The 25,735-nt window shown below is 59.1% G+C and carries 28 protein-coding genes and 1 tRNA gene; 17 read left to right on the forward strand and 12 right to left on the reverse strand.

What is annotated here, in order from left to right; all coding sequences use genetic code 11:
* The first annotated feature begins 136 nt into the window (after positions 1 to 136).
* Positions 137 to 1,366: a tyrosine-type recombinase/integrase gene (locus ACUN9V_RS05665; protein ID WP_445510668.1), complete on the forward strand. Its 1,230-nt coding sequence runs from the start codon at positions 137 to 139 to the stop codon at positions 1,364 to 1,366.
* A gap of 4 nt (positions 1,367 to 1,370) precedes the next feature.
* Here the strand turns inward: ACUN9V_RS05665 and ACUN9V_RS05670 are convergent, their stop codons facing one another.
* The 5 genes from ACUN9V_RS05670 to ACUN9V_RS05690 form a co-directional block, all read right to left on the reverse strand.
* A complete protein-coding gene (locus tag ACUN9V_RS05670; RefSeq protein ID WP_445510669.1) occupies positions 1,371 to 1,766 on the reverse strand; it encodes a hypothetical protein in 396 nt (131 codons plus the stop codon).
* 211 nt (positions 1,767 to 1,977) lie between these two features.
* Entirely contained in the window at positions 1,978 to 2,283 is a 306-nt protein-coding gene (locus tag ACUN9V_RS05675; RefSeq protein WP_445510670.1) for a hypothetical protein, read from the reverse strand.
* A complete protein-coding gene (locus ACUN9V_RS05680; RefSeq protein WP_445510671.1) occupies positions 2,280 to 2,618 on the reverse strand; it encodes a hypothetical protein in 339 nt (112 codons plus the stop codon). Before ACUN9V_RS05680 ends, ACUN9V_RS05675 begins: the two co-directional genes overlap by 4 nt.
* A gap of 23 nt (positions 2,619 to 2,641) precedes the next feature.
* Positions 2,642 to 4,531 (reverse strand): AAA family ATPase, encoded by a 1,890-nt coding sequence (locus ACUN9V_RS05685; RefSeq protein ID WP_445510672.1) that lies wholly within the window; start codon positions 4,529 to 4,531, stop codon positions 2,642 to 2,644.
* Positions 4,528 to 4,800 carry a helix-turn-helix transcriptional regulator gene (locus ACUN9V_RS05690; protein ID WP_445510673.1) on the reverse strand — a complete coding sequence of 91 codons (273 nt, stop codon included), beginning with the start codon at positions 4,798 to 4,800 and terminating at the stop codon, positions 4,528 to 4,530. Before ACUN9V_RS05690 ends, ACUN9V_RS05685 begins: the two co-directional genes overlap by 4 nt.
* Positions 4,801 to 5,827: 1,027 nt before the next feature.
* Here ACUN9V_RS05690 and ACUN9V_RS05695 point away from each other — a divergent pair.
* From ACUN9V_RS05695 to ACUN9V_RS05720, 6 genes are all read left to right on the forward strand, one after another.
* The gene (locus ACUN9V_RS05695; protein ID WP_445510674.1) at positions 5,828 to 6,175 is read left to right on the forward strand and encodes a hypothetical protein; all 348 of its coding nucleotides are present in this window, start codon (positions 5,828 to 5,830) and stop codon (positions 6,173 to 6,175) included.
* Positions 6,172 to 7,581 (forward strand): hypothetical protein, encoded by a 1,410-nt coding sequence (locus ACUN9V_RS05700; RefSeq protein ID WP_445510675.1) that lies wholly within the window; start codon positions 6,172 to 6,174, stop codon positions 7,579 to 7,581. Before ACUN9V_RS05695 ends, ACUN9V_RS05700 begins: the two co-directional genes overlap by 4 nt.
* 130 nt (positions 7,582 to 7,711) lie before the next feature.
* Positions 7,712 to 7,966: a hypothetical protein gene (locus ACUN9V_RS05705; RefSeq protein ID WP_445510676.1), complete on the forward strand. Its 255-nt coding sequence runs from the start codon at positions 7,712 to 7,714 to the stop codon at positions 7,964 to 7,966.
* A 90-nt stretch (positions 7,967 to 8,056) separates the two neighbouring features.
* Positions 8,057 to 8,311, forward strand: a complete 255-nt coding sequence (locus ACUN9V_RS05710) for a hypothetical protein (RefSeq protein ID WP_445510677.1) — start codon at positions 8,057 to 8,059, stop codon at positions 8,309 to 8,311.
* A gap of 10 nt (positions 8,312 to 8,321) precedes the next feature.
* Complete coding sequence (locus tag ACUN9V_RS05715) at positions 8,322 to 8,825, forward strand: hypothetical protein (RefSeq protein ID WP_445510678.1); 504 nt, start codon at positions 8,322 to 8,324, stop codon at positions 8,823 to 8,825.
* Positions 8,826 to 8,989: 164 nt separating this feature from the next.
* The gene (locus ACUN9V_RS05720) at positions 8,990 to 11,383 is read left to right on the forward strand and encodes a hypothetical protein (protein ID WP_445510679.1); all 2,394 of its coding nucleotides are present in this window, start codon (positions 8,990 to 8,992) and stop codon (positions 11,381 to 11,383) included.
* A gap of 76 nt (positions 11,384 to 11,459) precedes the next feature.
* Here ACUN9V_RS05720 and ACUN9V_RS05725 read toward each other — a convergent pair.
* Positions 11,460 to 11,550: transfer RNA gene (locus ACUN9V_RS05725), tRNA-Ser, on the reverse strand.
* A 164-nt stretch (positions 11,551 to 11,714) separates the two neighbouring features.
* Here ACUN9V_RS05725 and ACUN9V_RS05730 point away from each other — a divergent pair.
* The 6 genes from ACUN9V_RS05730 (at position 11,715) to ACUN9V_RS05755 (ending at position 14,515) form a co-directional block, all read left to right on the forward strand.
* A complete protein-coding gene (locus ACUN9V_RS05730; RefSeq protein WP_445510680.1) occupies positions 11,715 to 12,386 on the forward strand; it encodes a Bax inhibitor-1/YccA family protein in 672 nt (223 codons plus the stop codon).
* A gap of 121 nt (positions 12,387 to 12,507) precedes the next feature.
* The gene (gene tusD / locus ACUN9V_RS05735) at positions 12,508 to 12,900 is read left to right on the forward strand and encodes a sulfurtransferase complex subunit TusD (RefSeq protein ID WP_445510715.1); all 393 of its coding nucleotides are present in this window, start codon (positions 12,508 to 12,510) and stop codon (positions 12,898 to 12,900) included.
* A complete protein-coding gene (tusC, locus tag ACUN9V_RS05740) occupies positions 12,897 to 13,283 on the forward strand; it encodes a sulfurtransferase complex subunit TusC (protein WP_445510681.1) in 387 nt (128 codons plus the stop codon). Before tusD ends, tusC begins: the two co-directional genes overlap by 4 nt.
* A gap of 16 nt (positions 13,284 to 13,299) precedes the next feature.
* Positions 13,300 to 13,590, forward strand: a complete 291-nt coding sequence (gene tusB / locus ACUN9V_RS05745; RefSeq protein WP_445510682.1) for a sulfurtransferase complex subunit TusB — start codon at positions 13,300 to 13,302, stop codon at positions 13,588 to 13,590.
* Positions 13,590 to 13,940, forward strand: coding sequence for a TusE/DsrC/DsvC family sulfur relay protein (locus ACUN9V_RS05750; RefSeq protein WP_445510683.1), 351 nt, complete (start codon positions 13,590 to 13,592; stop codon positions 13,938 to 13,940). Before tusB ends, ACUN9V_RS05750 begins: the two co-directional genes overlap by 1 nt.
* A gap of 26 nt (positions 13,941 to 13,966) precedes the next feature.
* Positions 13,967 to 14,515 carry an acyl carrier protein phosphodiesterase gene (locus ACUN9V_RS05755; protein ID WP_445510684.1) on the forward strand — a complete coding sequence of 183 codons (549 nt, stop codon included), beginning with the start codon at positions 13,967 to 13,969 and terminating at the stop codon, positions 14,513 to 14,515.
* 64 nt (positions 14,516 to 14,579) lie between these two features.
* On the opposite strand, the gene ACUN9V_RS05760 is transcribed toward ACUN9V_RS05755, so the two are convergent.
* The 5 genes from ACUN9V_RS05760 to ACUN9V_RS05780 form a co-directional block, all read right to left on the reverse strand.
* On the reverse strand, positions 14,580 to 15,809 hold the full coding sequence (locus tag ACUN9V_RS05760; RefSeq protein ID WP_445510685.1) for a molybdopterin molybdotransferase MoeA: 1,230 nt from the start codon (positions 15,807 to 15,809) through the stop codon (positions 14,580 to 14,582).
* Positions 15,802 to 16,332 (reverse strand): molybdenum cofactor biosynthesis protein B, encoded by a 531-nt coding sequence (gene moaB, locus ACUN9V_RS05765; RefSeq protein ID WP_445510686.1) that lies wholly within the window; start codon positions 16,330 to 16,332, stop codon positions 15,802 to 15,804. The genes ACUN9V_RS05760 and moaB overlap by 8 nt, the downstream gene beginning before the upstream one ends.
* Entirely contained in the window at positions 16,329 to 16,664 is a 336-nt protein-coding gene (locus tag ACUN9V_RS05770) for a DUF1244 domain-containing protein (protein ID WP_439283063.1), read from the reverse strand. Before ACUN9V_RS05770 ends, moaB begins: the two co-directional genes overlap by 4 nt.
* A 117-nt stretch (positions 16,665 to 16,781) precedes the next feature.
* On the reverse strand, positions 16,782 to 17,414 hold the full coding sequence (locus ACUN9V_RS05775; RefSeq protein ID WP_445510687.1) for a helix-turn-helix domain-containing protein: 633 nt from the start codon (positions 17,412 to 17,414) through the stop codon (positions 16,782 to 16,784).
* 102 nt (positions 17,415 to 17,516) lie between these two features.
* Positions 17,517 to 18,452, reverse strand: coding sequence for a histone deacetylase family protein (locus tag ACUN9V_RS05780; protein WP_445510688.1), 936 nt, complete (start codon positions 18,450 to 18,452; stop codon positions 17,517 to 17,519).
* Positions 18,453 to 18,605: 153 nt separating this feature from the next.
* On the opposite strand from ACUN9V_RS05780, the gene ACUN9V_RS05785 reads away from it, so the two are divergent.
* From ACUN9V_RS05785 to ACUN9V_RS05800, 4 genes are all read left to right on the forward strand, one after another.
* Positions 18,606 to 21,398: a bifunctional acetate--CoA ligase family protein/GNAT family N-acetyltransferase gene (locus tag ACUN9V_RS05785; RefSeq protein WP_445510689.1), complete on the forward strand. Its 2,793-nt coding sequence runs from the start codon at positions 18,606 to 18,608 to the stop codon at positions 21,396 to 21,398.
* Positions 21,399 to 21,584: 186 nt separating this feature from the next.
* Positions 21,585 to 22,787: a quaternary amine ABC transporter ATP-binding protein gene (locus ACUN9V_RS05790; RefSeq protein WP_075562310.1), complete on the forward strand. Its 1,203-nt coding sequence runs from the start codon at positions 21,585 to 21,587 to the stop codon at positions 22,785 to 22,787.
* Positions 22,787 to 23,629: an ABC transporter permease gene (locus ACUN9V_RS05795; protein WP_439283055.1), complete on the forward strand. Its 843-nt coding sequence runs from the start codon at positions 22,787 to 22,789 to the stop codon at positions 23,627 to 23,629. Before ACUN9V_RS05790 ends, ACUN9V_RS05795 begins: the two co-directional genes overlap by 1 nt.
* A gap of 207 nt (positions 23,630 to 23,836) precedes the next feature.
* Complete coding sequence (locus ACUN9V_RS05800; protein WP_075562308.1) at positions 23,837 to 24,721, forward strand: glycine betaine ABC transporter substrate-binding protein; 885 nt, start codon at positions 23,837 to 23,839, stop codon at positions 24,719 to 24,721.
* Positions 24,722 to 24,921: 200 nt separating this feature from the next.
* Here ACUN9V_RS05800 and pdxH read toward each other — a convergent pair whose 3' ends face one another.
* Positions 24,922 to 25,572 carry a pyridoxamine 5'-phosphate oxidase gene (gene pdxH, locus ACUN9V_RS05805; protein WP_110691812.1) on the reverse strand — a complete coding sequence of 217 codons (651 nt, stop codon included), beginning with the start codon at positions 25,570 to 25,572 and terminating at the stop codon, positions 24,922 to 24,924.
* Positions 25,573 to 25,735: the final 163 nt, after the last annotated feature.

Consider the following 25,735-nt stretch of genomic DNA (forward strand, 5'->3'; position numbering starts at 1 on the left):
TAATTGTAATCTACCCTCGTATCATTCCATATAAATAACCATTCAATATCAGCCGGTTATAGCTAGCTGTTGTCTAGGGTTGTCTATTCCAATATCATCCAATCTTACGCCAATGGTGGGAAGGGATGGTGGGAAGATGCCTCAAGTCGCAAAGCCAATGTCAGCAAAGAAAGTCGATGCTCTCAAAGCTGGAGCCCATGCAGTGGGAGGTGCTGCTGGGCTTTACATTGTGGTGGCGCAGTCTGGTGGCCGCTCATGGCTGCTACGTGCCAGCGTCAACGGTAAACGTCGCGAGTTCGGACTAGGCAGCTATCCAGCCATTACCCTTGCAGAAGCACGAACGAAGGCGTTAGAGGCGCGTGAGCGTATCTCGCAGGGCATCGACCCTATCCAGCACCGGCGAGCGACGCAGGCCGAGCAGGAAGGGCGGAAGACGTTCGGCGAGGTTGCCGAGATAGTCATTCAGCAAAAGCAAGATGAGGCGCGCAACGCCAAGCACGCGGCGCAATGGAGATCCACGCTCGAAACCTACTGCAAGCCAATATGGTCGATCGATGTCGATGCGATCACTATCCACGACGTTCTAACAGTGCTGAAGCCAATTTGGGTGAGCCGAACGGAAACGGCTACGCGTGTGCGTCAGAGGATTGAGGCGGTTCTCGCCACTGCTATCGTGCATGGCTGGCGACAGGGAGATAACGTTGCGGGCTGGGACAGATACCTAAAACATGCGGGCCTGGGGAGCCCGGCAACGCTAAAGAAAAAGCGCTGGGAAGCGTTGGGCAAGAAAGGCGGCCATCACGCGGCGCTTGATTGGCAGGACGCCCAGGAATTCATGGCTAAGCTAAGAGAGGAGAGCACGCTAACCGCTCGGCTAGTGGAATTCATCATGCTTACGGCTGCTCGATCAGGCGAAGCTAGGTTCGCGACGTGGGACGAGGTAGACCTAGAATCCCGCGTATGGACCATACCAGCCGAGAGAATGAAGGCGGGCCGCGAGCATAGGGTGCCGCTGTCAGACGCCGCTGTGAGGCTCCTTGAGGGGATGCCGCGCATGTACGAGTCGGACATCGTATTTCCCGGCAATCGTGGTCGCCGCACGAGTGAGAACACGCCCGCGCAGGTTATCAAGCGCCTCGGGTACGGCGTCACGGTTCACGGCTTCCGGTCGACTTTCCGAGATTGGGCGGCGGAGTGCACTAACACCCCGAACCATGTTGCCGAGATGGCATTGGCGCACACCATTAAGAACGCTGCGGAGGCCGCTTACCGGCGTGGCGATCTACTGGAAAAAAGAAGGGCGTTGATGGAGGAATGGGCGGGGTTCTTGGAAGGAAAAAGCCCCGACACAGTGGCCGGGGCTTAGGGGTTTAGCGGATCAGTTCGAGAGTGACTGGCAGGCCGTGGGTAATTCTCATGTCGTACCGCTTGGCTAGGCTGTATACCGCGCCAGAAACCGCCAGACTGGTTCTATGCGGGAGCGCTGAACGGATGTCAGGCATCGCCATAGGCCCTTTGTGCGAGGCGACAAGCTCATAGACTAGTTCGCGCAGGGGGCGAGACGGGAAGGCGACAATATCCCTACCAGCGGCCCGTAACTCGATCTCGCCGAGCGCCTCAAGCCTGTTAACTGCGTTGTGTGCGATCTTGCTGCTACCCAGTTCACGGCGGCTACGGGAAGTCAGATCAGCCACCAATAGCCCGCCGGGGGCGTTGGCGATTTCGTATCTTGCGACTTGCATGAATGTTTGAAAAAGGGCGTTCATTTTTTACTGCTCCGAGTCTTGCAGAGCGCTCCGGGATTTGGTATCGTTTCCCGGTGGTGCTGTAACACCACGCTCTGCGGTATTGAGAAAGATGATTAAGAGGCTGCCTTCGGGTGGCCTTTTCTTTTGCTGCGTTTTGCGATGATGATGTGTATTGCTGCGTGGAGCGATTGCCCTAGGACCAGTCCTAAGGCGAATAAGACATCTGTCGTCATTGGAATTCGGCCTCTATGAGTCCGTCCAGTATCTCAAGCTGATGCCAGCCGAACCGCTGACCGTACCACGGTGCACTAACCTGTTGATACATAATGAATTTCCCGTTATAAGTTGGCTCTAGGGGCTTGATTGCCATTCTTACTGCTCTCGTCTTTCTGATCGGCGGGTCAGTCACCCCCGCCACCAGCCAGCCGTCTTCCAACTCAACCAGTCTCAGCGGGATAATGGGGCTGGCTATCCAGCCCTCGCCTGTCGCTAGTGCCGCAGCCAGCTCGTTACGTGCCTCTGCTAGGGTGGTCATTCGTCGTCGTCCTTCTTCTTGAATGGAATAACCCGCAGCGTCGAGCCTTCCGGCGTGTCTGGTAGCGCCTCTCGGGGCGTGCAGCGATCATGGCTGAGCGCTTTTAGCTCAAGCACCGCATCAACGCCGACATACTCAACGCCTGCATACTCTTTGATGTCGCTACACAGCCCATCAAAACCCATAGATGCTGCGTCTAACGGTTTTACGCTGCGCTGTCCGTCGTCGGCCTCTACCAGGGCAAAGGCGGCAACGGGCGTATAAATAAAGCCGTCCCCGTCCTGATACCTGGCAACCCAGCCTTCGGCGGGGAGAATCTGCAAGATAGTGGTCATGGTTGGTTCCTTTGGTTGGTTGATTAGTACGTGTGCAGCGTTTCAGCTTTTGCGCCTGGCTTGGTATGAATAACGGCTTCCTGAATGGCTCGCTCCACGACACCAGTAAGGGAGCTTTCACCCATCTTGAATAGTCCGTTAACACCGGCCATGTCCCGCAACTTGCGGCGCGTCAATGGCTTGGAATTCGCGTCTGCCTCTCGAATAACCTCGCGCAATTTGTCGACGGTCGATTGATAACGCTCGTCAGCCTTGCGGTCCGCTGCGTTGGTCTGGCTTGGCGTATCCGTGACCTTCAGCACGCCACCAATGCCGCGATCTAGCCATACCTCGTCAACGTCCGTTCGGTAGTTGCTTTTCACCACTCGGAAAATGACTTTCTTGGCCGCATCGTCCTTAGCGATTCCGTAGTTCTTGGCGTTTTCCGGCTTTAGCTTGGCGAGGGTCGCCACGAAGCGCAGAGCATCCGAGAATGCGGAACCGCCGCGCATATCGTCCACGCTTTCGCCCGTGGAGCCTTTGCGGCTGTGGTGTGCAACCAACACGGTAACGCCGGTCTCTTTGCGGATCTGTTCCAGCACTTCGGCAAAGCGAGTGTTGTCGTCGTTGCTGTTCTCTTCACCAGAACGAAAGCGGCTGACGGGATCGATAATAATCAATCGGAGGTTATCGATTGCATTTGCGATCTGGACAATCCGGCTAATCTTTTCCTGAACCCGCTCACCATCCTTAATAAGACGCCAGTCTTCCCCGACGACGCTGTAAGGAAGGAAGTTTTGCCCGACCAGCTCTTTGTCCAGATGATGCCCGCACCACGGGGACTCATCGATAATGGCATGTAGGCGGCGGCTAATTTCGTCGTTGTCGTCCTCAGCCCCAAACATAAGGACAGCGCCGGGACGGTCCACCTTGTGACCCATAAACGGTGTGCCGGTAGCAACGCTGGCTGCTAGCTGCATGAGCCAGAAGGATTTACCCGTTGAGCCAGGAGCAACGACAGCAGCCGCGATGGGTTCAGGGATCAGACCCTCGATGACGAACTTCTGAGGAGGCGGGCGTCTTGCCAGCAGGTTGCTTGCGCGGATCTTGTCGAGAAACTCCGATACCTTGCGCTCGGCGTCGGTCGCGACTTGCTCGATGCCAGAAACATCGTTACCAGCCTCGATCCAATCGCTAACATCGCCTTTCTCTGGCAACCCGGGAAGCTCTACGACGCGCACAGAGGCGGCAATCTCGCCCAACCCATCCCGCACGGCAGAGGCATGTTTACGGCCAGCCTCGTCGTTATCTGGCAGAATGATGACCTTGCGCCCCTTGAACCACTGATTAAGCGCTGGCTTCCAGTTGTTGGACCCGCCACTATTACAGCTTGCCAGCAAGCCACGCTCTGCCAAGTTATCGGCGTCCTTCTCGCCTTCGACGATATAAACCGTTTCCTCTGGGCGAGATAGTAGCTCTGGCAGGCGGTAGGGGAGCGGAATAACATCCTTCACCGACCAGCTCCAGTCACCACCGTTGGGGCGACGCTGACGGAACGATTTCGGTTCCATGCGGCAAACTTGGTAACGTAGCTCGCCGTTTTCGTCGGCGTAGTCGTAGGTCTGGACGATGCGGGGCTGTGACTTCTGGGCCGGTGTAGCTGCTTGCTGGTCGCTTGGGGCGTAGCCTTTATCGACAAGCCACTGATGCGCCTCTTTGCACCCATGAAGGCCCTTTTGCGAGACGATGAAGTCGAGCACGCCGCCGCCTTCGCTTTCCTCGTGAGAACGCCATACGCCGCGCTCTACGTCGATAGAAAGGCTGCCGTGGTTGCCCCAGCGCCATTCTGGCCCGCTCCGGGTCTTGGGTTCGCCCAGCAGATCCAGAGCAACGGGCTTCATCAAGGCCGCGTAGTTGGTCTGATCTGTAATCATCGGGCAGCCTCCGAGGCTTCCAAATCCCCGAGCCGCCAGCGGGTGCAGCAGGTACTGATCTTGATAGGGGCTGGAATCCTACCGTCTCTAGCCCAATTCCAGACTGTAGGCACGCTTACGCCGTAGCGAGTAGCCACCTGTTTCACTGAGAGGAATTTCTGGTTTTCCATCGTGTACGTCCTATTTAGGGCGCACATAGTCAGAGGACACCTTGCAGAGCACGTTGAAAGTGCTATCATAGGTGTGCGGCATAGGTCTGGAGGGACCATTCCGCCGCTCTGCTATGAGCGTTAAGTTGAAAGTATTCAGGCTTCGGCCGATGGCCCCGTTGACGGTTGCACCCGTCGCGGGGCTTTTTCATGTCTGGCTGTTCACCCTTAGATAAGATTATACACCATCGATTTCTTGACTCTTACGCATAGATGTGATCCTTTTCTGTGAATTGCCTGTGTGTAAAATACGCAGCCCAGTAACCATGCGGTCTACAGCCCGTTTACATATTTGCGACATTAGAATTTTCTGATTTTCATAATTGCGACATCCTAGGAATGGTGCCTCTCCCGCTGTAAGTGGTCACTAACCTAAATTCCGTCGTTTCCCGCCGTCTTGTGCCTTTCGCCGGGGCAAAGCACTAGATATGCCCAGGCTCATCCGCGCCTAATGCTCGACCCTATATACGGATAAAGATATGAGCGCGCCTTCTGGCGCTCCTATAAGTGGAGTGGTGTGAAAACCACTATCTCTTATAGGGAAAAACCACACCAGTCCAGCCCTAGTGCCACGGGGCTTCCAGCGGTGTACTGGTGTGAATACACCAATGCACCACCAAACCCGGCGAACCGCTCAACCGCGCGGGCTCCAGTGGTGTGATTTAGTTTGTGGTGTGAATACACCAGTACACCAGTACACCAGTAGCAAGCTAACCATCCAAAGAAGGCCCATAACACGGGCTTGGCAGCCCTACTTAGTGTGCGGCCGGTGTTTATTCCTCAGTGGTGTAGTGGTGCACCACACCAGTCACACCACACCACACCACGACCAGCCTGTTACCCGTCTAAATGCCAGCAGTTAACAACCCAGCCCCAAGCCGTACTACCCTCTCGAATCTGTCAACCTCGCCACGATTGAAGGTTAACAAGTCATTCGAATTTCACCGTTGGCGTCGGGATGGCGGGAAGGGTGTCTCTATCTAATTGATTAATAAGGGAACGCGGCGGAGAGCTTCTCCGACACACTAAGTGCCTATCACGTGCATGGTAAAATAGCAAGCATATACCGCACAGATAGGCACCATTTATGCCCAAACAACCAGAATTCCCCGTCAGCTACTCCAGCGATTGGTTAGAAAAACTCGACGGCAGAACGATTCTCGCCCGAGCCGTACACCAGCGATACGCAGCCCTAACCGACGACCTGGGTGGCGTGGATGCCCTGAGCTACCAACGCCGCAGCTTGGCTAAGCGAGCCATTTACATCGAAGCCGTGATTGAGCGCCATGAGGCTGCATTGTCACGCGGCGAGGACGTTGACATGGGGCGACTCACACAAGCCACGAACAGCCTGATCGGTCTGCTGAAGGCGCTCGGTCTGGAGCGCAAGGCTAGGGACGTGAGCCTGACTGATTACATCAAGGCTCGCTCATGATCACCATCCGCGATGCCATGACTGACCCGGCGCTATTCGGCAATCAGTTCGGTGGTGCCTCGTTCGACGCTTGGAGAGCCCTGCTGGCTGGATTCTACGGCTTGAGCCTGAACGATGACGAGCTGACGCATTGGTCCGAGCTAACGGGGCGTACAGAGGCACCCAAGGCCGCTCATGATGAGCTGTGGATAGCAGCAGGTAGGCGAGGCGGGAAGTCGCAGGCTACGGCCTTGCTGGCGATCTATGAAAGCGTGTTTCAAGACTACAGCGGCAAGCTCTCTCCCGGTGAGGTGGCGCATGTAATCGTCGTGGCTCCAGATCGTGGGCAAGCCAAAAGCATCATGCGTTATGTGTCGGGGATGCTCCACGGCAACCCGATGATGGAATCATTGATAGTTCGCGAAGATCGCGAATCAATCGAGCTATCAAACCGCACCACCATCGAGATCGGCACGGCGTCATTCAGGACGACACGAGGCAAAACGGCTGCCTGCGTAATAATTGATGAGATCGCGTTCCTCCGCAGCGAAGACTCCGCTAACCCTGACAAAGAGATCATCGCCGCATTGCGCCCAGCACTCGCCACGCTCGGTGGGAAGCTAATCGCGATCAGCAGTCCCTATAGCCGACGCGGCGAACTCTGGGAGTCCTACCGCCGCCATTACGGCAAGAACGACGATCCTATCCTTGTTGTTCAGGCAGCTAGCCGGACCCTTAATCCGTCCCTGCCTCAGTCTGTCATTGATAGGGCAATGGCTCGTGACGAAGCATCCGCGAAGGCGGAGTATTTGGGCCAGTTCAGGGTCGATGTCGAAGGCTATATCACCCGCGAGGTGGTCGAGGGATGCACGGTGCCTAACAGGGTCGAACTGCCGCCTGTACGCGGCGTGCGCTACACGTGCTTTGTTGACCCTTCTGGCGGCTCCTCTGACGCCTTCACAGCCTGTGTGGCGCACCTGGAGGACGAGACTGTCGTGGTCGATGCAATCCGCAGTCGCAAGCCTCCTTTTAGCCCCGAAGCTGTCATTGCCGACTATGCCGAGCTGGCTAAGTCGTACGGCTGTAGCAGCGTTACCGGGGATCGCTATGCGGGGGAGTTTCCCCGGGAGCTTTTCCGTAAGCACGGCGTCCAATACGAGCTTTCAGACCGTCCACGTAGCGACCTTTATAGGGATCTGCTGCCGCTAATGAATTCCGGGCGCGTTGAATTGCCTGAGTCTGACCAATTACTTAAGGAGCTTGTTGGGCTAGAGAGGCGCGTTAGCCGCAGCGGAAAGGATTCAATCGATCACGGCCCAGGCGGGCATGACGATATGGCTAACTCGGTGGCGGGTGCAGTGGTAAATGCGGCGGGTAAAAGTAAGTCTCAGAGCTGCATTATTCTCAGAGGTCGATTCCGTGGATAAAAAAAAGCCGCCCCGATGAAGGAGCGGCAATATGACCAACCATGAAAGACAAAACAGGAACACACAACCAATCTTAACATATCACGCAAGGGAACATTCATGATTAGTCTACAACGGCGGACGGTGTGCCATGTCCGAGGTATTTGAAAATATGGCGACTCGCATTTCTAGCGGTATTCAAATTCTGTTCGTAGCACTTCTGGCATGGGCTGGAATAACGCTGGTCAATCTCAATAGCCAGATTGCCGTGGTGAATAGCCTTCTTGAAACACAAGGCCAGATAATCACCGAGATGCGCTCTGACATGCGATCTACTTATGCTCGCAATGACCGAGTTAGCCAACTTGAGTCCCGCGTTACAACGCTGGAAGGCAAAATTCGGTGATTCTGAAAATGGTAGAATAGTTGTTGTGGGGCGGCGGCAATCGCACACTTCCAAAGCTCCATAGCCAACCAAATCAAAAGGGAACACACAATGTCTGATTTCATCGTTAATGGCCCATCCGGGCAGTTTCTACATGCCAATGCATCTCAAAGTAAAGCCGAGCAGTTGAGCGAGATCAATCGCCTTCGTCGCCAACTCGACGAGGCCGAACAGAAGATCATCGGGCAGGGTGCCTATAATTCAGGCACCCTGTATGAAGCCCCCGACGTTGACGAGCTGGCGAGCGATCGGCACGAAGCGACAAACGCCAGTGCTGGCGACGATTACCAAGCGCCGGACATCTGAGGAGGCCGATATGGATATGCTGAACAAGGTAACCCGAGCCGTAGACAGCGGTGCTTTAACCGCGCAAGAGCTTGACGCCCTTTACAAAGAATTCAACGCCTACCGCGAATCGGTTAACGCTGAGCTAATGCACGGCGTAAAGGCCGACACGTTTACTGAAGAGCTGTCTCGTAGGAAGCAACTCGAATTCGAGCAGGCGAACTTTGATCGTGTCGGTCGGATGCTGCATAACGCACTTGTCGAGCGTAAGCGGGCCGATGTTTATGACGCATTGCCGGAGCGCGTCGAGGCTATTACTGCGTTGGTTGATGAACTTGATCAACTAGAGATGAAGATGACAGGTTTGGAGGCGGAATTGTCAGTCGCTTCTAAGTCATGGATCCGCGACCGGATTAACTTCCGTATTTCCATGGATCGCGATCTATCCGAGCGTGTGGCGGCCCGTTCTAGAGTCACTGACGCGGGATTAAGGCGCGGTTTAGTCGACCAGCTGAGCGACGTGCCACGCAAATAAGCAAGCACTAAAGAGAGAGCCCGGCCAAGTGCCGGGCTTTCTTGTTTTGGTAGAATAGAAGGTGGGAACACATATTAATTATCGAGTAATAAACCATGGATCTAGGATCATTAGCGTATAACATCACGGCGGATACTACGTCGCTTAATCGCGCCGAAAGCCGTATGGATGACTTCACCGAATCGGCGCAACGTGCAGAACGTGAAGTCGGTTCTTTTGGGCGCAGTACGAAGAAGTCGGGCGCAACCGCAGCCACCGCAACCAATCAGATGCAGCGGGGCTTTCGCAACGTCGAGGGCGCTATTCAACAGGCCAATCGGCAATTAAGCGTGCTTGATACCATTGCCCGTGGTGTCGCGGCTGGCATCGCGACCATTGGCCTTGCACAGCTAGGTCGTGACGCTTATTCAGCAATTGCCGGATCTCAGCAGCTCCAGGCGTCATTGAAGACCGTCACAGGGTCGGCAGAAGCCGCTAGTGCCGCATGGGCGCAGTTACTCAACTTTGCCAAAGAAACGCCCTATGGGCTAGACCAGAGCGTAAACGCGTTCATCCGCATGAAGTCGCTTGGCCTTGATCCTACAGAGGCGGCGTTGCGGTCGTTCGGCAATACTGCATCGGCGATGGGCAAAGACCTCATCCAGTACGTTGACGCCGTCGCTGACGCCACGACTGGTGAGCTGGACCGGTTAAAGGAGTTCGGGATAACCGGCAGTCAAAGCGCCAATCAAATCGCCTTTACCTTTCAAGGTGTTACGACGACTGTCGCCAAGAATTCAAAAGCTATCACCGGCTACCTAGAGAACATCGGTAACACGACGTTTGCTGGTGCCATGGGCGATCAGATGGCAACGCTCAACGGCCAGATGTCGAACCTTGAAGATGCCACTTTTCGGATGTGGCTGGCTGTGGGCGACCGTGGCGCTACTGACGCATTTGCTGGCGCTATCGGCCAAGCGCAGCAGGCTGTTGAGGGCCTGATTGGCGCGATCAACAACGGCGCGTTCGACTGGCTGTTCGATGCCATCGGCGACATCAACAAGCAAGGCGACGAGTTCATCGATTGGGTCCAGCAGATCCATAGCGACTACACCAGCGCCATGAATGCCATAGGCGCCGCCAACCTTCGCGCGCAAGCCTCGTGGATCGACATGAAGGCTACCGCCGTACAAGCCTTCCAAGGCATCGTAGGCGGCGCGGCTGATGTCATTAACGCTGGCCTGATTCCGTTGCAGAAGGCGCTTAACGGGCTAGACCAAACCTTTGCCAACCTGCTTAAAAATATAGGCGGCGCGCTGGGGCCAGCTGGCAAAGAGTTCCTTGCGTGGGGCGAGAGCATTGAGGCTGGGCTGATCGAGCCTATCGGTATTTCGGTTAAGGCCATGAATGATTATGTCGTGGCGGCGGCTTTCCAGTCTGGAGAGCTACGCAATCAAGCTAATGCGCTTGAGCAGGCAAGCACGCAGGCGAAGGTGCTAAGCGATGCCACCGATACCGTTACGCGAACCACGACGAACAGCACACAGGCGACCACGGAGGCCGCCAAGGCGCTGAATAAGACGGTCAATGCATATCGTCAGCTTCTGGAACAGTACAACCCGCTACTGGCCTCGCAGCGCGAATACGGCGATAACGTCAAGACGATCACCGCGCAAGAACAGTCCTACTGGCGAGCCCTCAAGAATGGCTCGATAACGCTAGGGCAGTACAACGCGGCAATGGCACAGGCTGCCGTGTTACGCCGCAAGCTGGGCACCACGTCTGAAGGCTTCCAGAGCGTCTACGGCTTTGGCTCGAATGCCAAAGGGGGAGCTCGGGAGGGAAGCGAGTGGGATACCTGGCTTGAGTCTGCGCGAACTGCCTTTAGCGACTTCGACAATTTGAACAAGCAGGCAGCAGAGAGCTTTACGTCGGGCTTCGGTAATGCCATTGAGGGCATGGTGTTTGATTTTGACAACCTTGGAAGCGCTGCTAGCAACGTCTTCGAGAGTATCGGGCGGACAGCGATAAATACAATGGCGCAAATGGCAGCTCAGAGCGCAATTCAAGCCGCTTTCACTGCATCTTCATGGGCGCCAGCCGCTGCTGCAACATCCATATCCACATTTGGCGGAGCTGTGGCAGCAGGCATGGGCGCGCTCGCCGGTGTCGCAAGCCAAGCTGTTGGCTTGTTCGGATTCGCAAACGGAGGATATGTCAGCGGTCCAGGCACTTCTCGCAGCGACTCCATACCGGCCGCACTGTCTAATGGTGAATTCGTTGTTAATGCTGCTGCCACTAGGCAGCACCGACCAATGCTTGAAGCTATGAACAGCAACCGCATGATGTCGTCTGGAACAAGCGGGCGAGCAGCCAACGACGAAGGGAACGGGGGCGATGTATCCGTTCCGGTGACCATCTATAACAGTACCGACTCGCGCGTTACTGCTAAGGACGACGGAAACGGTGGCCTCACCGTTGAGGTGATGAAAGCCGAGTTCGCCAAGGACATGCGGACCAATGGCCAGATGTACCAGGCTCTAGAGCAAAACACGAACGTGCAGAGAAAGGGCAGATAGCCTTTGCCATGAGATGGCGGGAAGAAAGGTAAGAAACAAAAAAGGCCCTGTAAAAACAGGGCCTTATCGTGTGCGGTGGCGGAGGGACAGGGATTCGAACCCTGGGTAGGCTATTAACCTACGCCGGTTTTCAAGACCGGTGCATTCAACCGCTCTGCCATCCCTCCGGCTTACGGCGTGGAATACTACCAGCTGATCCGAATACGTCAACAGGTTCTTTAGCTTTCAACAACTTATTTCGCCTCGAGCCGGTCGCATAACGCTTGTCAGGGGAACTTTGCAAGGGCATTGTGGTCCATGGGTGAGTTTCAACAGAACTGAGGGGACTACAATGGATTTTCGAACGTCGCACGACATCACAGATCGTCGATCGAGCGCGGTCAGCACCAATAAGGTGTTGCGTAACACCTACATGTTGCTGGCCATGACGCTGCTATTCTCTGCCGTGACCGCCGGCGCCGCCATGGCGATGGGTGTCACGCAGCTCAACATTCTCGTATTCTTCATCGGGGCTTACGGCCTGATGTTCCTAGTTCACAAGACCGCCAATTCCGGCGCGGGCATCGCAGCGATCTTTGCCTTCACCGGGTTCATGGGTTTCACACTGGGGCCAATCATTGACCTCTACCTGTCGATTCCCAACGGGGCGCAGCTGGTGATGACGGCGCTAGGCATGACGGCCGCGACGTTCCTGGGGCTGTCGGCCGTTGCGCTGATCACGCGCAAGGACTTCAGCTTCCTGGGCAACTTCATGATGGCAGGCGCCATCGTGCTGGTACTGGCCATGGTCGCGGCAATGGTCTTCAATATCCCCGGCCTGGCTCTGGCGGTATCAGCCGGTTTCGTGCTGTTCTCGTCAGCGGCGATCCTGTACCAGACCAGCGAGATCGTGAATCGCGCGGGTGAGACGAACTATATTCTGGCGACCGTCACGCTCTACGTGTCGATCTACAATCTGTTCCTCAGCCTGCTGTCGATTCTGGGCGTCATGTCTCGCGACTAGCGATCATGGTGTGACATCGGCTATCTCGGGGCCCCACTACGGTGGGGCTCCGTCGTTTGATACCATGTCATCGGTTCGACCCTCTATGACCGATCGGATGAACGGGAGCCGCGGTGTCATGCTGAATTACGCGTTGCTGGTCCATGGCGCGCCCTATAGCCACCAGGCGGCGCTATCGGCGTTGCGTTTTGCGGATACCGTCGTCACGAGCGGGCATCGGCTGGCAAGCGTGTTTTTCTACCACGACGGTGTGCACAATGCCTCGGCGTTGATGTCGCCGCCGCAGGACGAAGTCCATTTGGCCGAGGGCTGGCAGCGGCTGCACCAGGATTATGGTACCCAGCTGCTGGTCTGCATTGCAGCCGGTCTGCGGCGTGGCCTGTTGAGTGCCGACGAAGCCAACCGTCATGGTCTGGCCTCGCATAATGTCGAAGCTCCGTTCGAACTGACCGGCATTGGCCAACTGGTCGATGCCATGCTCAACAACGATCGACTGATCACGTTTGCCCCATGACGAGTGTTCACGTTTCCGACATCGAGCCGCAGGACGTACTGATCGTGCTGCGTCATCCGCCCCACGGCAGCCATTGGCTACGCGAAGGGATCGACGTGGCGCTGGTCGCGGCGGCGTTCGGCCAGCGTGTGGGTCTGCTGTTCCAGGGCGATGGCGTCTATGCGCTGCTGGAAGGTCAGCAGAGCGGCGCGCTGGGCCAGAAGGGCACCCATCCACAGCTGGCGATGTTGGAGATGTACGATATCGAGTCGCTATGGGTCAGCGCAGCGGCGCTCTCGGAACGCGGCCTGTCGGTAGACGAGTTGATGTTGCCGGTGAAGCCCTTGGGCGCCGAAGCGGTGGCCGAACTGATGCAGGTCCAACCCCATACACTGATTTTCTGAGTCCGGAACGCATCCCATGCTGCTGCATCTGCTTAACCGATCTCCGCAGTCGACGGCCGTCTATCGAGACCTGGGCGAGGCTTTCGGCGTGAATGATCAGCTACTCTTGATCGAAGATGCCTGCTATGCAGCGCTGCCAGCTTCCAGCGGCGTGCTCGAGGCCTTCGGGGGGCGGATTTCGGTACTCGAGGAAGATCTGGTATCTCGCGGCCTGGCGGGGCGAGTGAGCCCGGAGATTACCGTGGTGGATATGAAAGGGTTCCTGGCCTTGACGGAAACCCATGAACGCTGCGTGAGCTGGTTCTGATGGCAAAGACAAAGGCAAGAACGTTGATGGTGGAAGGCCAGCCCGTCGCACTGGATCCGGAAGGCTATCTGGTATCGCTGGATGATTGGTCGCCTCACGTCGCCGAGGCATTGGCGGCGGAAGACGGTCGTGAGCTGACCCCCGCTCACTGGGAAGTGATCGAGGTATTGCGTGATTTTTACCAGCGCTTCGAGGCGGCACCAGCCATGCGCCCGCTGGTCAAGGCGGTGAAGCAGTCGCTGGGCGCGGAGAAGGGCAGTTCGATCTATCTGATGCAACTCTTCCCCGAAAGCCCGGCCAAGGTCGGCGCCCGGTTGGCCGGTCTGCCCAAGCCGACCAACTGTCTCTAGTTCATGATCTTCCTGGAATTTCGGACATGAATTTTCTCGCCCACGCTTGGCTCTCCCGCCACGGCAGCGATGACTTTCTCTACGGCAATCTGATCGCCGATGGTGTCAAAGGTGCGCATCTCGAATCCTGGCCGACGGCAGTGGCTGCCGGCATCCGCCACCACCGCCGGGTCGATGCCGGCATCGATCATCACGCCGAAGTTCTGCAGTTGTTGCAGATGGCGCCGAGAGCGCAGCGGCGTTATACCGGTATCGCGCTGGATCTGGTGTGGGATCACTTCCTGGCTAGTCGTCACCCGGATGCAACGCTGGTCGAACGCTGCTACCGGGTACTGGGCGAGCGCGAGGCACCCGCGCGTTTGGCCGGGATGGTGCCGGTGATGATCGAGGGTGACTGGTTGCAGCGCTACGCGGACTTCGACTTCACCTGCCGCGCCATCGCCGGTATCGGTCAGCGCCTGCGTGGCCCCAATCAGCTCGCGGCGCTAACGCCCTGGTTGCGTGACGAGTACGCCAATCTCGAAGCCGCCTTCGTCACGCTATGGCCGGAGATGCAGCACCGCTTCAGCGAATGACGGGATACCGACACCGCCTGCGGTCCGCAGGCATCGTCATCTGGCTCTCGTCATCCAGGCTCCGTCACCGGAGCCATAGACAGTCGACGCGGTCGCCGGGGCGGATATGGCTATCGGCCGGAATCACCGCGAACGCATTGGTAGCGGCGCAGGATGTCAGTACCGCCGAGCTCTGTTCGGGATAGACGCTTGCGACGATACGTTCGCCGTAGAATTCGAGATTGGCGCGCATGTAATGGCGGCGCCCCTGGGTACGGGCTTCGAACTGCGCTTCGGCGCTAACCACCGGAAGCGACTCCCTGTCACGACAGCCCTGGAGCCGCCCAAGCAGCGGCCGGAGATAGAGCCAGGCGCCGACGTAACTCGATACCGGATTGCCGGGCAGGCCCACTAGCCGCGCCTTGCCGATCGTTCCCAGCGCCAGCGGCTTGCCCGGGCGCATCGCCAGACGCCACAGCGAGAGTTCGCCGAGCTGCTCGAGAGCCGGTTTGACGTGATCCTCCTCGCCGACGCTGACGCCGCCCGTGGTCACGATGATATCGGCCTGGGCCGCGGCTTCCCGCAGTCGCGCCAGCGTGGTGTCGAAATCGTCCGCCACCTTGACCTGGCTGACCAGATCACCGCCGAAGTGGCGGATCAGCGTGGCCAGCATCGGGCCATTGCTGTTGTAGATCTGGCCGCGGGCCAGCGCCTGCCCCGGCTCGACGATCTCGTCCCCGGTCAGCAGCAGCGCCACTTTCGGGCGTCGAACCACATTCACCGTCGACAACCCTTGCCCCGCCAGCAATCCCAACGCCGCGGCGCCGAGGCGAGTGCCTGCCGCGAGAAGCGGAGCGCCGGCGCTGACGTCGAGCCCTCGTAGACGCACGTTCTGGCCGGGCTGGGTAGCCGGAATCATCGCCACGTCGCCGTCCAGCTCGACGTTCTCCTGAATCGCCACGCAGTCAGCGCCGGGCGGAATTTCGCTACCCGTGAAAATGCGGGCACAGGTGCCGGGGGCGAGCGGCTGCGCGGGGTGGCCGGCAGGAATGCGTTGGGAGATCGGCAGATGCCGGCCGCTGTCTTCGCTGGCCAGCGCGTAGCCATCCATGGCGCTGTTGTCGGCCGGCGGCACGTCGATGGTGGCCAGCACGTCTTCCGCCAGCACGCGATCATCGGCATCGAAACAGTCGATGATTTCGCCTTCGAGACGCTCGACGCCATGGAGCAGCGCTTCCAGCGCCTGCTCGACGCTCTGGAGTCCATCCGTGGGTCCTTTGGCGCTCGATTGTCCGGTCGTGGATCGCTCAGCCATGAAGTTGCGTGCCTCGCTCGGGGATGACCAGGTTGGCGAAGTTGCACGGCCGGTGCCGGCTATCCAGCTGCTCTTCGAGGATACGATCCCAGCCGGTGCGGCAGGCGCCGGTCGAACCCGGCAGGCAGAAGATCACGGTGGCGTTGGCAAGCCCGCCCAGACAGCGGCTCTGGATGGTGGAGCTGCCGATCTCCTCGAACGAGAGCTGGCGAAAGAGTTCGCCAAAGCCCTCGATGTGCTTGTCGAGCAACGGCGCAACCGCTTCCGGGGTGGAATCGCGGCCGGTGAAACCGGTGCCGCCGGTGGTCAGTACCACCTGCACGCCAGCATCGGCGATCCAGGCCGCCACCACCGCGCGGATCTGGTAGATATCGTCCGGCACGATGCGCTTCTCGACCAGACGATGGCCGGCGCCTTCCAGGCGTTCGACGAGTGTCTGGCCGGAACGGTCACTGCTTTCGTCACGCGTGTCCGAGATCGTCAGCACCGCGATCGACAGCGGGATCATGGCCGATTCGCTCATGATTCCCCCTTGCCGTCTTCAGTTGCCGCCTTGCGCGCTTGACGGGCTTCCAGTGCGGCGAGCTGCTCGTCGCTGGCCGGCGCCTGATAGTGCGCCTTCCATTCGGAGTAGGGCATGCCGTAGACATACTCGCGCGCCGTTTCGTAATCCAGTTCGGTACCGCGCGTCTCGGCCGCAGTGACCAGCCACTTGGAGAGACAGTTGCGACAGAAATCGGCCAGGATCATCAGGTCGATGTTCTGGACGTCCTTGTTGTCATCCAGATGGCGAAGCAGGCGCCGGAAGGCGGCGGCTTCGAGTTCGGTACGGGTCTGTTCATCGAGGTGATGCATGACGGGCTCCTGTGGTCTCGGAGGTGAAAGGTTCGATACCCGCGTCGATGCCGAGCGTTCGAGGCTATCGCGTGATATGGGAATAGTCGACGAATCGTGAGGATAGCCGATGAATCGCTAGTCGCCGTCGCCGGGAGTGCAGACCGAGAGCACCACGGCATCGGCATCGCTGGTGGAGACCAGGGCATGGCCCATGTCGCTGTCGAAATAGAGCGAATCTCCGGCGGTCATCGCCAGCGGCTCGTAGAATTCGGAATAGATCAGAATCTCTCCCTCGAGAATCATCAGAAATTCCTCGCCATCATGGCGAACCCACTCCTGAAACTCGTCGAAACGACGCGCGCGCACGATCGTCTTGAACGGGATCATCCGCTTCTGCGCCAGCTGGTACGACAGCAGCTCGTGTTCATAGGTCGGCGTGGGATGCTGCTTGCCATCACCGCGGGGCGTGAGATCGCGACGTCCGCTGGATTGGCGCTTGGGCTTGGTGGGCTTGAGCAGTTGGGGCAGATCGATGCCCAACCCGGCAATCAGTTTCTGGACGGCGGTGAAGGTCGGCGAAATCTGATTGTTTTCGATCTTGGACAGCGTCGAACGCGCCAGGCCGGTACGGGTGCTGACATCGCCCAGCGTCCACTGATTCGAAAGCCGTATCTCCTTGAGCCGCTCACCCAGACGCAGGGGTTCGACGAAGGCTTTGCGACCGGCGGCAATACGCAGCGCGGCATCCTGATCGTTACTGGCGGCCATGAAACTCTCTGTCAGGAGCGTGAAAAGTCGTTGACGGCATGAGGGCGAAGAATATCACAGCCAGTCGCTCGGGCTCTGCGCCGAAACCGACCTGACGGCGTGTCAGGGCGAATACGGTTGCCCCAGCAGCGCGGTCAGGTGGGCTTCGACGCTCACAGGCAAGGTCTTCAAGTGATAACCGCCTTCCAGCACCGAGACCAGCCTGCCGCCGGCATGTCTTCGCGCGATATCCATGGCCAGTGTGGTGACCCAGTAGAAATCCTCGTGATCGAGTGCCAATTGCCCCAGCGGATCGTCACGATGGGCATCGAAGCCGCTGGAGAGCAGCACCAGCTGAGGGCGATGTCGTTCCAGCGCCGGTAGCCATTCGCGTTCGACCGCGTTTCTGAAACCGAGGCTACCGGTGCCGGCCGCCAACGGCGTATTGACGATGTTGGGCCAGTCTCCCGTCAGATAGCGCCAGGGGTAGAAGGCTTCCTGATAGCTGCTGCAGATCAGGATCGCCGGATCGTCGTGAAAGATGTCCAGCGTGCCGTTGCCCTGATGGACATCGAAATCGAGGATGGCGATACGCTCGATGCCGTGAACGGCACGAGCGTGGGCCGCCGCCACCGCGACATTGTTGTAGAAGCAGAAACCCATCGCCAGCGACCGTTCGGCGTGATGGCCGGGGGGGCGCACGGCACAGAAGACATTGTCGGCGCGATTGCCGCAGACCAGATCGACGCCTCGCACGGCAGCGCCGGCGCCCAGCGCCGCGGCGTCCAGCGAATGCGGGCCCATCCGCGTGTCGCTATCGAGCTGATGGAGGCCGCTTTGCGGTCGCTGTGCGTCCAGCGCACTGAGGTAGTCTGGCGCATGTACGCGTTCTAGCTGGAGCCGCGTTGCCGGGCCGGGCTCGGACTGCATGGTCTGCTGGAGCAGGCCGCTCAGCATCAGCTTGGCGCGGATGGCCTCGAGCCGCATTGGCGACTCCGGATGATGAGAGCCCATGTCATGCAGCGCGATATCGGGATGCGTGAGATACGAAGTGATCATTGAGACTCGCCGGCCGGTTCGAGGTGGCTTCATTCTGAGCCAGAGCAGCGGCTGCGTCACACCGTCACGTGTCGACTTTGGTCTATGAGCTGAACCTCAACGGTCTGACCGTGTAGGGTTGAAACCCTCATAGCCGATGTCGAGAGGTCCACCGTGGCCACGCAGTTCTTGCGCCGATTCTTTGCTCCCCGCTCGCTGGTAGTGGTCGGAGCCTCCCCCAAACCCGAATCCATCGGGGGGATGGTGCTGCAGAATTTGCTCCAGGCGGGATTTCCCGGCCCGCTGTGGGTGGTCAATCCGCGGGGCTACAAGGAGGTGCATGGCGTGACCTGCTTTCGACGCATCGCCGATCTCCCCGAGACGCCGGATCTGGCCGTGGTCTGTTCACCGCTGGAAAGCGTGCCCGAGGTGCTGGAGCGATTGGGTGACAGGCAGGTCCGCGCGGCGCTGATCGTCTCGGGCGGGGTGTCGCTCGACCCCGATTCGAAAGCCGGCGCGGCACTGCGCCGACGCCTGCAGAGAGCGACGCTGCGTTCCGGCATGCGCGTACTCGGCCCTGAGTGTCTGGGTGTCGCCGTTCCGTCCGTGAAGCTCAATGCGACCTATGCCAGTCAGCCGATCAGCGATGGCACCGTCGCCTATCTGGGTCAGTCGGGCATGCTGGGCAATGCGATGATCGATTGGGCCGCCGGGCGCGAAGTCGGCTTTTCACATCTGGTGACGCTGGGCGACAGCCTCGACGTTCAACTGCCGGATGTCATCGACTACCTCAATCAATCCGGACGTTGCCGAGCTCTGCTGCTGCATCTGGAAGACGTCCGCAACGCGCGCCACTTCATGACGGCACTGCGCGAGTCCTCACGCAACCGGCTGGTGCTGGCGATCAAGAGCGGGCGCACTGCCGAGGCAACACTGAGCCCGGTCCCGGCGACGGCCGGGATCGACCGACGTGACGCCATCGTCGATGCCGCGCTGGCCCGTGCCGGGGTCGTGCGCGTCGACGATTCCGACGAACTGTTCGATGCGCTGGAAACGCTGTCGCGGTTCAAGCCGCCGAAGGGCGACCGTCTGGCGATCGTCTCCAATGGCGTCGGTCCGGCGCTGCTGGCGATCGACAAGCTGATCGACGGCGGCGGTCTGCTGGCCGAACTCAGCGAGGCATCCGCCCAGGCACTGATCACGCAGAAGCTGGACGTCAGCCGCCCGGGGCGCAATCCGGTCGATCTGGGCGGCAGCGCCACGCCGGAAGACTATCTGAGTGCGCTGGAGATCGTGACGCGCGATCCTAATGTCGACGCGGTGCTGGTCCTGCACGCGCCGACACGACTGGCGCCGTCCCTGGCGACCGCCAATGCGCTGGTCGAGGCGCGCCAACGCTTCCGGCATCGCCTGCTGGTGAGCTGGATGGGGTTGAAGGAGGCGCTGGATGCCCGTGCGGCCTGCAACCGCGCCGGCATTCCCAGCTACGTGTCACCGGAGAAGGCCGTCAGAGCCTTCCTGCACCTGGTGCGCTATCGCCAGGTACAGAACCTGTTGCAGGAAACCCCGCCATCGCTGCCATTCGACTCCAGCGCCGAGATGCGCCAGCGCTGTCACGCGCTCATCGACGATGCCCTGGCACGCCAGCGGGATCTGTTGACCCACCAGGAAACTGGCGACGTTCTGGGGGCTTATGGTATCGAGTGTGCCCCCAGCGAGTACGTGTTCGATCTGGAGCAGGCGGAGCGGGCCACCGAACGGCTGCAGGGGCCGTGGGCGGTCAAGGTCGTCCATCGTGACAACTGCGAGCCGTTTCGCTATGGCGGGGAATCGCGTCGGCAGGCTGCCTCGCTGATTCAGGATCTGGAGCAGCCCGGCAGCGTGGTGGATGCCGTCGTCCGTCTGGAGGCGCGTGTCAGCGAAGCGCTGCCGGATAGCCCCATCTACAGCTACTGTCTCCAGACCATGCAGCGCGGCAAGGGTTCGCTGCAGTTGTGCGCCGGCATCACGCGAGATGCAGAGTTCGGCCCGGTCATCGTCTTCGGCACCGGGGGATACAAGATCGATGTCATGGCGGATCGCCAGACGGCGCTGCCGCCGCTCAACATGCGGCTGGCGGAAGAGCTCATCGACCGTACGCGGGCAGGCCGGTTGATTCGCGAGCACAGCGACGATCCCCAGGAAGCGATCACCTGGGTCTCCCGCCTGCTGGTCAAACTGTCTCAGATGGCCTCCGATCTGCCGCGTCTCAAAGGGCTCGAGATCAATCCGCTGTTGCTCAATCACGAGGGCCTGCTGGCGGTCGATTTCGCGCTGGATCTGGGGGCGGCATCGATACAGGCGATCATGCCGTACCCGGAACAGCTAAGAGAAACGGTGATGCTGGCGGGAATGGACGTCGAAATTCGTCCGATTCGAGGTGAGGACGCGCCGCTGATTACCCGTTTTCATACCTTCCTGTCCGAGCAGAGCATTCGTTACCGCTACTTCCACCACAAGGCGGTGCTGTCGACCCGGGATCTGGCCCAGCTGAGCCAGATCAATTACGACCGCCAGATGGCGTTCATCGCGGTGCGGCGTCGTGAAGCGGTCGACCAAACAGAGGCCCCGGGTACCAAGGCGGCCGACAATGCGCCGGCCGGCGAGGAGATGCTTGGCGTCGTGCGGGTCTGGAACGATCCCGACAACATACGCACCGAGTTCTCGATCATCGTCAGGGACGATCTTCATGGCGCTGGCCTCGGGCGCCGCCTGATGCAGAAGATGATCGACTACAGCCGACAGGTAGGGACCCTGGCGATGGTGGGGACGATCCTGAGCGACAATCTGCCGATGCGGCGTCTGCTGGCCGGACTGGGATTCGAGCTGCGCACCAATGTCGAGGAGGGCGTGCTCGAAGCCACGCTGCGGCTGAACGATCCCCAGAGCGAATGGCAGCGTCACCGGCTGGAGACGGCGCTGGATTGAACGTGAGCGGGGGAGAAGAAGGGGTGATGGAAGTTGAACGCTCATTCAATTATAGGATATTGTCGTTTGAAGGGTTATCGATAAAACCGTATGATGCGAAACCTAATAACACTAACAGATACCGTTCGACACGCGTCTTAACGACGTCGTAGAGGACTTCTTCTGCTTTGCCAACCTAGGCCTGACATGACCGACACACAGCAAACCAAGATTCAAGTGCGAAACTTGAGCAAGGTGTTCGGCGACGACACCAAGAAAGCGCTCAAGCTGCGTGACGAGGGTCTCAATCGTGCCCAGATCCTCGAAAAAACCGGGCAGACGCTCGGTCTCTCCAACATCAACTTCGACGTCCGCGAAGGTGAACTTCTGGTCATCATGGGGCTTTCCGGTTCCGGAAAGTCGACATTGATCCGTTGCTTGAACCGGCTGATCGAACCGACCGAAGGCGACATCATCATCGGCGGGGAGAACATCCCCCAGCTCAGCGACAAAGCCCTGCTGCACTGCCGTCGTCGGCATTTCTCGATGGTGTTCCAGAACTTCGCGCTGTTCCCGCACCGCACGGTGCAGATGAACGCCGAATACGGACTCGAGATTCGCGGAATCGCCAAGGCCGAACGGGCCGAGAAAGCCAGGAACTCGCTCAAGCAGGTCGGACTCGACGGCTGGGAGCATGCTTACCCCAGCCAGCTTTCCGGCGGCATGCAGCAGCGTGTCGGGCTGGCCCGAGCGCTGGCCAACGACTCCAGCGTGCTGTTGATGGACGAGGCCTTCTCCGCGCTCGACCCGCTGATCCGGCGGGACATGCAGCAGGAGCTGATCGAGCTGCAGCACCGCATGAAGAAGACCACGATTTTCATCACCCACGATCTCGACGAAGCGCTCAATATCGGCGACCGCATCATTCTGCTGCGGGATGGCGAAATCGTGCAGATCGGCACGCCGGAAGAGGTGCTGACCAACCCCGCCGATGACTATGTGGCGCGTTTCACCGAAGGCGTCGATCGGTCCCGCGTCGTCACGGCCCGTCGGGTGATGCGCCCGGTTCGTGCCACGGCCCGTCATGATGACGGCCCGCGTACGGTGCTGCGCAAGATGAGCGAGAACTCGCTGGATTCGATCTACGTCACCGATCGCGAGCGCAAGTTGCTGGGGATTCTGGAGGCGGAAAGCGTCGAGGAAGCCGCCAAGGCCGGTAAGGATACGATTCGTGATCTGGTGGTGACGGATTTCCCTCACGTGGGCCCGGAAGAACCGCTGGCTACGCTGTATCCGATGTTCAAGGGCAAGAGTTTTCCCGTGGCGGTCATCGATGACGAGCAGCGGCTGCTCGGCGTGGTGGTCAAGGGTGCCGTACTCGAACAACTGGCGCAGACGGGAGAACACTGATGGATTTCGATATTCCAAGAATTCCGCTGGGCGACTGGATCGAGAGCGGACTCGACTTTCTGACCACCGAGTTTTCCGGCGTGACCCGGGCGATTTCCCGGGGGACGCAGGCCGGCATCAATTTGCTCAACGACGGTTTGATGTGGTTGCCTGAATGGGCGCTGATCTTGCTGGTCGCGCTGCTGTGCTGGAAAGTCGGCGGTCGTCGTCTGGCGATCGGCGCCTTGCTGGGCTTGGGCCTGATCTGGAATCTGGGTCTCTGGGATCCGATGATCCAGACGCTGACGCTGGTGGTCATCGCCACTTTGATCGCCATCGTGATCGCGCTGCCGCTGGGAATTCTGGCAGCGATATCCGATCGCTTCTATAGGGTGATCATGCCCATTCTCGATTTCATGCAGACGATGCCGGCGTTCGTCTACCTGATCCCGGCCATTCCGTTTTTCGGCATCGGCTCGGTATCCGGCATCTTCGCCACGGTGATCTTCTCGATGCCGCCAGCGATCCGCTTTACCACTCTCGGGATTCGGCAGGTGCCGAAAGACCTGATCGAGGCGGCGGATGCCTATGGCTCCACGCGTAGCCAGAAGCTGGTCAAGGTTCAGTTGCCACTGTCGCTGCCGACACTGATGGGCGGTATCAACCAGACCATCATGCTGGCGCTATCGATGGTCGTGATCGCGGCGATGATCGGCGCCAATGGCCTGGGTAGCGAAGTATGGCGCGCTATCCAGCGCTTGCGCCCCGGCGAGGGTTTCGAAGCCGGTATCGCGGTCGTGATCATGGCGATGTTGCTGGACCGCCTGACGCAGTCTCTCAGCGGTAAAAAGAAAACGAAATAAGCATAAAGCAGCGTCAGATTCTCGAAGGCCAGAGTCCCGAAAGCCAGAGTCCCGAAAGCCAGAGTTCCGAAAGCCAGGGCCCCGAAAGCCAGGGTCCAGAAAGCCAGAGTTCGAAGTGTTAGAGATTGAAGAGCAGGAGTCCGATGCTGCCAGCGTTTCGCCGGCAGCATCGGTAGCGGTACGCAAACCACAAGAAGGGGAAAGTCGATGACACGTAACGTAATGTCGCAAGCCGTTCGCTATGGCGCCTTGATGATGGCCGCCGGCATCAGCATGACCGCCGGTGTCGCCCAGGCCCAGGACGACAAGGGAACCATCAAGCTGGCCTACGTCGAATGGGCATCCGAAGTCGCTTCCACCAACGTGATCCGCGCCGTACTCGAAGAACAGGGGTACGACGTCGAAATGAACTCTCTGGGTGCCGCCGTGATGTGGCAGGCCGTGGGAACCGGCGATGCCGACGCCATCGTGGCTGCCTGGCTGCCGACCACGCACGGCGACTATCTCAAGAAAGTTCAGGATGATGTCGAAGATCTCGGCCCCAACCTGGAAGGGACCAAGCTTGGGCTGGTCGTACCGGAATACACCGATATCGACTCGATCGATCAGCTGAACGATCACGCCGATGAATTCGACGGCAAGATTGTGGGGATCGATCCGGGCGCGGGCCTGATGTCACAGACCGAAGATGCTATCGACGAGTACGGCATCGACAAGCTGCAGCTGCAGTCGAGCAGCGGTGCCGCCATGACTTCGGCGCTGGCCGATGCGGTCAAGAATCACGAGGACATCGTGGTGACCGGCTGGACGCCGCACTGGATGTTCGCGCGCTGGGATCTCAAGTATCTCGACGATCCGAAGAAGGCCTATGGCGATGCCGAGCACATCAGCACCGTCGTGCACAAGGGCCTGAAGGACGAGATGCCGCAAGCCTATGCGATTCTCGACAATTTCAACTGGACGCCGGATCAGATGGGCGAAGTCATGCTCATGAACCAGAAAGACGGTTCGGATCCTTACGAGAACGCCAAGAAGTGGGTCGACGAGCATCCCGATGTCGTCGCCGAATGGACTGACGGTACTGCCGACTAACGCAGCCCCGCGTCAATGCCAAAAGAACGCCCGGTCATGATGGCCGGGCGTTTTGCGTTCTGGGCTTGGAAATCTCAGTTCGAGAAACCATAGCCTCGGAGATCACTGCCCCAGAGATCTCAGTTCCGGAAGCCACGGGCTCGGAAATCTCAGTCTGAGAAGCCACAGACTGGCACGTCGAGCAGGTTTCCCGAAGGCCGTCACGGCGCCAGACGGGTGCGATGCCATTCGGTGGCCTGGCTGTCTCGACGGGTGTAGCGCACGCGATCATGCAGCCGGCTGCGCTGCCCCTGCCAGAACTCGATCGTCTGCGGCACGAGCAGATATCCGCCCCAGTGCGGCGGCCGTTCGACAGGCTGGTCGGTGTAGACCTGCTCGAAGCGTGCCAGGCGTTCTTGCATCCAGTCCCGGTTGGGAATCTCGACGCTTTGCTGCGAAACCCAGGCGGCCAGCTGGCTCTTGCGAGGGCGGCTAGAGAAATAGTCGTCGGACTGCTGAACATCTACCTTTTCGACGCTACCCTCGACACGGACCTGCCGCTGCAAAGCGGGCCACCAGAATACGACCGCGGCATTGGGCACGTGGGCGAGCTCATTGCCTTTCTGGCTCTGATAATTGGTATAGAAGCGGAAACCCTGCGGGTCGAAACCTTTCAGTAACACCACACGGGCGTGGGGATGCCCCTCGCTGTCGACCGTTGCCAGGGTCATGGCGTTGGCGTCCAACCCTTCACTTTCGATGGCCTGGTTCAGCCAATCCTCGAACAGGGGAAGTGGCGTGTCGGGAGTATTTTCCGGCGCCAGGGCTTCGCCTTCGTAATCCCGTCGCATACCGGCGAGGTCGCTCATCAGTGATTCTCCATGCGTACGCTATGAATGGTGACCATTGTAGCCTGACCGAGCACGGTGATGATGCCCCCGGCTCTTAGTCATTAGGCTCATCCCCTGATTTGGTCTCTGGTAGCGGTTCTGGCAACGGTCTCTGGCTCCGCTCATCACCTTGGCCCGGCGTATC

The organism is Salinicola sp. V024 (genome assembly GCF_052645315.1).

Excerpts from the sequence above, each read along its gene's own strand:
- ACUN9V_RS05665 (WP_445510668.1), top strand. The coding sequence starts at position 137 with ATGCCTCAAGTCGCAAAGCCAATGTCAGCAAAGAAAGTCGATGCTCTC.
- ACUN9V_RS05670 (WP_445510669.1), bottom strand. The coding sequence starts at position 1,766 with ATGAACGCCCTTTTTCAAACATTCATGCAAGTCGCAAGATACGAAATC.
- ACUN9V_RS05675 (WP_445510670.1), bottom strand. The coding sequence starts at position 2,283 with ATGACCACCCTAGCAGAGGCACGTAACGAGCTGGCTGCGGCACTAGCG.
- ACUN9V_RS05680 (WP_445510671.1), bottom strand. The coding sequence starts at position 2,618 with ATGACCACTATCTTGCAGATTCTCCCCGCCGAAGGCTGGGTTGCCAGG.
- ACUN9V_RS05685 (WP_445510672.1), bottom strand. The coding sequence starts at position 4,531 with ATGATTACAGATCAGACCAACTACGCGGCCTTGATGAAGCCCGTTGCT.
- ACUN9V_RS05690 (WP_445510673.1), bottom strand. The coding sequence starts at position 4,800 with ATGGTCCCTCCAGACCTATGCCGCACACCTATGATAGCACTTTCAACG.
- ACUN9V_RS05695 (WP_445510674.1), top strand. The coding sequence starts at position 5,828 with ATGCCCAAACAACCAGAATTCCCCGTCAGCTACTCCAGCGATTGGTTA.
- ACUN9V_RS05700 (WP_445510675.1), top strand. The coding sequence starts at position 6,172 with ATGATCACCATCCGCGATGCCATGACTGACCCGGCGCTATTCGGCAAT.
- ACUN9V_RS05705 (WP_445510676.1), top strand. The coding sequence starts at position 7,712 with ATGTCCGAGGTATTTGAAAATATGGCGACTCGCATTTCTAGCGGTATT.
- ACUN9V_RS05710 (WP_445510677.1), top strand. The coding sequence starts at position 8,057 with ATGTCTGATTTCATCGTTAATGGCCCATCCGGGCAGTTTCTACATGCC.
- ACUN9V_RS05715 (WP_445510678.1), top strand. The coding sequence starts at position 8,322 with ATGGATATGCTGAACAAGGTAACCCGAGCCGTAGACAGCGGTGCTTTA.
- ACUN9V_RS05720 (WP_445510679.1), top strand. The coding sequence starts at position 8,990 with ATGGATGACTTCACCGAATCGGCGCAACGTGCAGAACGTGAAGTCGGT.
- ACUN9V_RS05730 (WP_445510680.1), top strand. The coding sequence starts at position 11,715 with ATGGATTTTCGAACGTCGCACGACATCACAGATCGTCGATCGAGCGCG.
- tusC (WP_445510681.1), top strand. The coding sequence starts at position 12,897 with ATGACGAGTGTTCACGTTTCCGACATCGAGCCGCAGGACGTACTGATC.
- tusB (WP_445510682.1), top strand. The coding sequence starts at position 13,300 with ATGCTGCTGCATCTGCTTAACCGATCTCCGCAGTCGACGGCCGTCTAT.
- ACUN9V_RS05750 (WP_445510683.1), top strand. The coding sequence starts at position 13,590 with ATGGCAAAGACAAAGGCAAGAACGTTGATGGTGGAAGGCCAGCCCGTC.
- ACUN9V_RS05755 (WP_445510684.1), top strand. The coding sequence starts at position 13,967 with ATGAATTTTCTCGCCCACGCTTGGCTCTCCCGCCACGGCAGCGATGAC.
- ACUN9V_RS05760 (WP_445510685.1), bottom strand. The coding sequence starts at position 15,809 with ATGGCTGAGCGATCCACGACCGGACAATCGAGCGCCAAAGGACCCACG.
- moaB (WP_445510686.1), bottom strand. The coding sequence starts at position 16,332 with ATGAGCGAATCGGCCATGATCCCGCTGTCGATCGCGGTGCTGACGATC.
- ACUN9V_RS05770 (WP_439283063.1), bottom strand. The coding sequence starts at position 16,664 with ATGCATCACCTCGATGAACAGACCCGTACCGAACTCGAAGCCGCCGCC.
- ACUN9V_RS05775 (WP_445510687.1), bottom strand. The coding sequence starts at position 17,414 with ATGGCCGCCAGTAACGATCAGGATGCCGCGCTGCGTATTGCCGCCGGT.
- ACUN9V_RS05780 (WP_445510688.1), bottom strand. The coding sequence starts at position 18,452 with ATGATCACTTCGTATCTCACGCATCCCGATATCGCGCTGCATGACATG.
- ACUN9V_RS05790 (WP_075562310.1), top strand. The coding sequence starts at position 21,585 with ATGACCGACACACAGCAAACCAAGATTCAAGTGCGAAACTTGAGCAAG.
- ACUN9V_RS05795 (WP_439283055.1), top strand. The coding sequence starts at position 22,787 with ATGGATTTCGATATTCCAAGAATTCCGCTGGGCGACTGGATCGAGAGC.
- ACUN9V_RS05800 (WP_075562308.1), top strand. The coding sequence starts at position 23,837 with ATGACACGTAACGTAATGTCGCAAGCCGTTCGCTATGGCGCCTTGATG.